Consider the following 6,449-nt stretch of genomic DNA (forward strand, 5'->3'; position numbering starts at 1 on the left):
GGGAGAATGTCGTTCGAGGCTAAAACGTTCTTTCCTCTGCTGTCCCGCTCGTGTTCACAGAGAGCATACATAACTAACCCAAAGGAGGATTCCGGTTCCGAGCGAGGGTTATGTCAGACATTTATAATCCGATTAAACCCTTCAACACCTGTGTGCAGATCTCCGTTCTCGAACAACTAGAGTATCTGTCTGCTCGTATTACTTCTGGTGTCCTTCGACCACTCGTTCTGGGCACTCTCGATAGAAACCGCAGTTATGACGGAGAGAATGGGAGACAGTTTTAGAGTTTGTTGGCTTCCTGTTTCCAACACGTCGTATTTGAGTCACATTCGTATAGACCGATTCCATCTTCCGTAATCGTGTGGAGGCGGGCCCCTCGCTCCGTCGACCGGATCGGAACGAGCTCGGTGGTGTACCCTCGCTTCGGCAGCGTAGCGGTGACGTTCATCGGCGAATTCAGCGAGGAAACGTTGAACGTTGCAACGACCCACGTTTCTCCTGGCTTGAGTGTTTTTGACCGGTTGAGTACGGTCTTTCCGTCCTTTGATTGAAACGTCAGATCGATAGTCTGGTTCGATGATGCGTCATTTTGAACCACGAATCGTAGCTGCTGCTTCTGTTCTTTCGTGTCTGTTGGTTGTTTATTAGCGATAAGTCCACCGTTACACCCTGCTAGTAGTACCAGTAGTAGGAGGGATAATGCTCGTACTTTCATGGGATAATTCTAGATATCCCTTCTATCTTCTCGGATGAAAATATAAAACGTTTTTTCCTCTGTTGTCCCGTGACCGAACCATTGAGGAAGAAAAATAGCGGTTCGTAGTCGGTCGAAATCACCGTGACTACGACAGTGGGAAGATGTGATACAGGCTCTTGATCGTCTCAATGAACGCGGGACCGGAACTCGTGCACCACCGTATCGGGATGGACGGCCGTCGAGAGGTCGGCCTCGTACACCATCGGCCACGGGAGGCCGCGGGTCACCCGCAACGTGTCGCCGTCGAGGCGGACGCCGCGGATTCGACGCCACGGGACGAAGCTCCCGCCGACACGGCCGTCCGAGGCGATGACGAGGCCGTCGTCGAGTGCGACGAGTTCGACGGTGTGGTTCCCGATCAGTGCAGCGCCGATGACCGCACCGATGAGCGATCCGACGACCGACCCCGAAAGGAAGTCGAGGGAAAACGTCCCGGGGAGCACGAGATGGAGGGCGAACAGGCCGATAGCGGACGAGACCATCGTGAGCGGCAGGTCGTACAGGCGGGATTTGACGCCGACGACGTTCCCGCGAATCGATTCGGTTCGAAGACGTATCGTGGCGTACCGTGACGAACAGGCGGCGAACGCGACGAACGCGGCCACCCCGAAGAGGGACGCACGCAGGACGATCTCACCGCTCGGTGTACCCTCCGTGAGCGCTCGCGTGACGAGCAGGGCGACGAACGGGAGCACGCCGACGACGGCGAGTAACCAGTGGCGTCGGGCGACCACTGCCCGGTCGATCTCCGCCGCGAATTGCTCGACGGCGACCCACCCGAGAAGCGTGAACAGGATTCCGATTTCCACGCCGTTCGCCGGGGCGTCGGGCCACAACCACGGCAGGGAGAGGGCGATGGCTGATCCGATGAAGAGACCGAGGACGGCGCTGAGGGACCGAAGTCGAGGAGGGCGGAGATGCATGCGAAATAGTTGATTTTCCAACTATATTATTAATTCGCTACGTTCGGTCAAAGATGAAGCGGGTCTGAGGATGGAACCGTCACAGATCGATAATCGATTGCCGTAATGAAAGGAGTCCAGTTCGGGGGCTCGAGAACCGCTCTGTGTCCGACTCCGACGAGCGCTACGAGTCGGCGCTGGAATTCGCGGACATGCTTCGCTGGACGATGCGGAGCAACTGACGACCCGTCCGGCGATTGCGAGCAAAGTTGATAGTTGCGCGAGACGATAGTACGCCCGGGACTGCGGGGGGAGATTTGCGTGGGGGCAACTGGATACAATCGACTGATGGGAGTGGTGGGTATCGCGCTTCGGCGGGTACGCTCGGAGCTTCGGGTCGCGTTCGTCGTCTTCGTCGCCGGGTTTCTGACGACGTTCTACGCGCTTCGGTACTGGATATGGCCAGCACTGGAGCGACGACTGCTGGAATCGAAGGCGATAATCGTCGCGGTGACGCCGTTCGACGTCGTCCTCCTCCAGGGGAAACTCGGCCTCATCGTGGGGGGGCTACTCGCGGCGCTGTTCGTCGTCTATCGGACCCGCCACAGTGAGCGTGGGGAATCGGTTCCCCTGCCGGGGACGAGGCGAACCCGAATTCTCGTGGGCGTGTTGGCAGTGGTTTTGTTCCTCGGGGGTGTGGCCTACGCCTATCTCGTCTTCCTCCCGTTGCTGTTCGATTTCCTCGTGAACAACGCGATTCAGGCCGGGTTTCAGCCGACGTACTCCATCGTGGATTGGACGCAGTTCGTCCTCCTGTTGACGGTGGTGTTAGGACTGACCGCCGAACTGCCGCTGATCATGGGCGGGTTGGTGTACGCCGATATCGTCTCCTACGACCTGCTACGGAACCGCTGGCGGTACGCGGTCTTCGGCATCGTCGTCCTCAGTTCGATGGTGAACGGGTCGCCCGACCCGTTTTCCATGTCGCTCGTGGCGATTCCGATGACGACGTTGTACTTCGTCGGGTTGGGCTGTGCACGGCTGGTCACGAGTGGAGCGGGAAGTCGGAGTGGCGACTTCGGGCGTCCCGTCGAACTCGACCTCGGGGAACTCGACGCCGCCGGGATTCGCGCCGCGCCATCCGAAGCCTTCGGGCCGCTCACCGAACACGAAGCGCTGAAATTGGCGGACGACGCCCTCGATGAGGGAGACCACGAGCGAGCGGCAGCCATTCTCGACCGGTTCGACGGGAAGGATGCGGGAAGCGTGGAATCGATCGACGACGAATCGGCTGGCGATGGAGAATCGGCTGACGAAGAAGTGAGCACCGAGGGGACGAGCGGCGAGAAGGATGGGCTGACTACAGCAGTCGAGGGGACCGCATCCCGGATGGCGTCGGTGTTCACCGAGGACGGGACGACCGAGGAGGACATCGGCGGTTACTACTACGATATCAGGTTCATCCTCGGGAGTCTGCGGAGCAAATCGTTCCACGTCGCGGCGGTGTTCATGGCCGTCGTCGGACTGACGTTCACGTTCCTTTACGGGGGCGGTATCGGCGCGATAAAGCGGGATTTCCTGACGCGGCTTCCGGCCGGTGTGAACCCGGAGGCGTTGCGTATCGTCCTCCTGCATCCAGTCGAGGCGCTCGCGTTCGAGATGAAGGTGAGCTTCATCGCCGGGGCGCTTGCGGTGCTCCCGATGGTGCTGTACTACGCGTGGCCCGCGGTCGAATCCCGGTTCGAGGCTCGCGCCGACCGCGACGTGTTTCTGCTGTGGGGGGCCGCGTTGGCGGTGGGATTCCTCGGCGGAAGTCTCGTCGGCTACGGGTACGTCGCGCCGGTGGTCATCTCCTATCTCGTCGCGGACGCACACGCGGCAGACATGATAATCGCCTACCGAACGGGCGCGTTCTTCTGGCTCGTGTTTGCGCTGACCGCGGGCGTCGGCCTGCTGGCCGAAATCCCGGTGACGATGCTGTTGTTCCATCACGGAAACGTCGTCCCCTACCGAACGATGCGGCGGCGGTGGCGGGAGGTCACCATCGGCGTGCTGGTCCTCACGGCCATGCTCCCGGGTGGGCTACTGTTGATGTTGTTCATCGGTCTGGCGATCATGGTCGCGTACGGCGTCGGGTTGACCGTTCTGTGGCTGAATTCACTCGGTAGCCGGTTGATGCGTGTCGTGACGACGTGAAGACGGCGTACGTGTTCGTTTCATGTTGCGAACACATTTGTACGATGAACTCGTTGGGGATGATAAATGGTTCCGATGGGCAATTATCCACCGGCGGTCACGGCGGTGCTGTTCTCGGCACTCGTCGCGGTCGTCGGTATGCTCCACTCGATGAGGACGACCAATGGGTCGGCACGAGGATTGCTGATCGTGTGGGTCGCGTATTTTATGCTGACGGTGCTACCGACGTACCTGCTGTTGCGATTCGGCCTCTTTCTGCCGACGATAGTGCTGGTCGTGATCGTCGCGGAGGCGTTGATACGGGGAGACAACAAAGCGGAAGTCGAAGGGTTCTACCCGGGGTTCATCGTCATCACTCCCGTCATTCTCCTGTTGCTCTGCCTTTTCGCGGGTATCGAGATCGTCCTTCGGAGTTTGGTGTGAGCCGAAATCGACGATAGGTCGTCGGACCTACGAAGACAGAAACCCATTTACTGGCCCACCAGAAACGAACGGGTATGTTCCTGACGTTCAGGGAAGAAGTCGAGGACGCCCTTCTCGCGGCACTCTCTAGCCTCGACCTTCCGACTGACGACCTCGGAATCGAAACGCCCCCGGAGGGTGTGGACGCCGTCCTCGCTTCGAGCGCGGCGTTCCGACTCGCCGGAGAGGTCGGCGCACCGCCACCGAAAATCGCGGCCGACATCGCGGACGAAATCGACGTCGACGGCTACGACCACATCGCCGCCGCCGTCGGTCAAGGACCGTACGTCAACTTCCTGCCGAGCCGAGCCTACTACGACGAGACGGTCGAGACGGCACAGGACGACGAGTACGGCCGCCTCGAACCGACCGGCGAGAGCGTCGTGGTCGAGCACACCAGCGCCAACCCGACCGGCCCGGTGCACGTCGGCCGCGCGCGGAACCCGATCACCGGGGACGCCATCGCCCGGATTCTGGATTTCGCGGGCAACGACGTGGACCGTCACTACTACGTCAACGACGCGGGCCGCCAGATCGCGGTGTTCACGTGGGCCTACGAGACGTTCGACGAGGGAGACCTGCCGAAACCCGAGCGCGAGCGCGCCGACTACGATCTCGTGCGCTACTACCGCAAGGGCAACGCTTACCTCGAAGAGGCGGACCCGGAGGACGTCGACGAGGCCGAAACGGAGATCGCGTCGATTTTGCAGGGTCTCGAAGAGCACGACGAGGCGACGTACGAGCGCATCAGCGAAGTGGTCGATACCGTCCTCTCGGGTATGTGCGTGACGCTGGATCGCCTTCCCGCCGAGTTCGACGAGTTCGTCAAGGAAACGCGGTTCATGTTCGACGGGAGCACCGACGACGTGGTATCCCGTCTGAAGGAGACGGAACACGCCGTCTACGAGAACGAGGCGTGGCAACTCGACCTCTCCGAGTTCGGCTTCGAGAAGAACCTCGTCTTCCTGCGCTCGGACGGGACCAGCCTCTACACGACCCGCGACTTGGCCCACCACGAGTGGAAGCTCGACAACTACGACCGCGCTGTGACGGTCGTCGGGGAGGACCACAAGCTACAGGCCGATCAACTCGCCCAAGCGCTCGAAATCCTCGGCAACGACACTGACAAGCTGACCACGTTCCACTTCTCGTGGGTCAACCTCCCCGAGGGTGGGATGAGCACCCGGAAAGGAACCGGCGTCGATATGGACGACCTGCTCGACGAGGCAGAGAAACGCGCCCGCGAGGAAGTAGAGAACCGCATGGACGACCGCATCCGTGACGACGACCTCACCCAAGCCGACATCGACCGCATCGCCCGACAGGTCGGCATCGGCGCGGTTCGCTACGACATCATCTCGAAACAGCCCACGAAGACGATCACGTTCGAATGGGAGCGCGCCTTGGATTTCGAAGCCCAGAGCGCCCCGTACGTCCAGTACGTCCACGCGCGCTGTTGCGGCATCATCGACGAGGCCGGAGGCGAAATTCCAGCGGAAATCGACCCGTCCATCCTCGATTCCGAATCGGAAGCGGAACTCATCGAGGTCATCGCGCGCTTCCCGCACGTCATCAAGGAGGCCGCCGAGGATCTGGAACCCCACGCAGTCGCCACCTACACCCGCGAGTTCGCGGAGACGTTCAACACGTTCTACCGCGAATGTCCGGTCCTGACGGCCGAGGACGAGAACGTTCGGGACGCCCGTCTCGCACTCGTCGCCGCCGCGAGACACACCATCGCGAACGCGCTGGGCGTTATCGGCATCGAAGCGCCGGAGTCGATGTAACTCACGTCGAGTCCCCCTCGCGTTCGCTCGCGGGACTCCGGGGAGTAGCCGCTCGAAACCGCGTCACACCACTTTTTGTCGATAGTCGAGAACAGTCCATCCGCTCGCGGTGAGAAGATCACGCGCCCGTTTACCGGAACACCGAACCGATTCGGCCGAACAGTCCGTCCGTCTCCTCGTCACCCTCCACGTCGTCGTTCGGATCCGGACGGACGGGTTCGTCCTGAAACGGGACGGCCTCTATTTCGTCCGCATCGTTCCGCTCCTCGGGTTCGGCTTCGACGATTTCGTCGGGAAGGTCGGTCGGCGTTTCCGTGTCGGGTGTCGTGGTCGATTCCGACGTAT

The 6,449-nt window shown here is 60.9% G+C and carries 4 protein-coding genes and 1 pseudogene; 3 read left to right on the forward strand and 2 right to left on the reverse strand.

Going from position 1 to position 6,449, the window contains the following annotated elements:
* Nucleotides 1–882: 882 nt before the first annotated feature.
* Nucleotides 883–1,680: a hypothetical protein gene (locus WBV42_RS11765; RefSeq protein ID WP_423986204.1), complete on the reverse strand. Its 798-nt coding sequence runs from the start codon at nucleotides 1,678–1,680 to the stop codon at nucleotides 883–885.
* 300 nt (nucleotides 1,681–1,980) lie between these two features.
* On the opposite strand from WBV42_RS11765, the gene WBV42_RS11770 reads away from it, so the two are divergent.
* From WBV42_RS11770 to argS, 3 genes are all read left to right on the forward strand, one after another.
* Entirely contained in the window at nucleotides 1,981–3,855 is a 1,875-nt protein-coding gene (locus WBV42_RS11770; protein WP_423986205.1) for a twin-arginine translocase subunit TatC, read from the forward strand.
* A 75-nt stretch (nucleotides 3,856–3,930) separates the two neighbouring features.
* Complete coding sequence (locus WBV42_RS11775; RefSeq protein WP_423986206.1) at nucleotides 3,931–4,278, forward strand: hypothetical protein; 348 nt, start codon at nucleotides 3,931–3,933, stop codon at nucleotides 4,276–4,278.
* Nucleotides 4,279–4,352: 74 nt separating this feature from the next.
* Nucleotides 4,353–6,104 (forward strand): arginine--tRNA ligase, encoded by a 1,752-nt coding sequence (argS, locus tag WBV42_RS11780; RefSeq protein ID WP_423986207.1) that lies wholly within the window; start codon nucleotides 4,353–4,355, stop codon nucleotides 6,102–6,104.
* Nucleotides 6,105–6,234: 130 nt separating this feature from the next.
* Here the strand turns inward: argS and WBV42_RS11785 are convergent.
* Nucleotides 6,235–6,449 (reverse strand): annotated as a pseudogene (locus tag WBV42_RS11785) (ATPase); the annotation flags it as partial.

This window comes from Haladaptatus sp. (assembly GCF_049589095.1).
Taxonomy (GTDB): Archaea; Halobacteriota; Halobacteria; order Halobacteriales; family Haladaptataceae; genus Haladaptatus.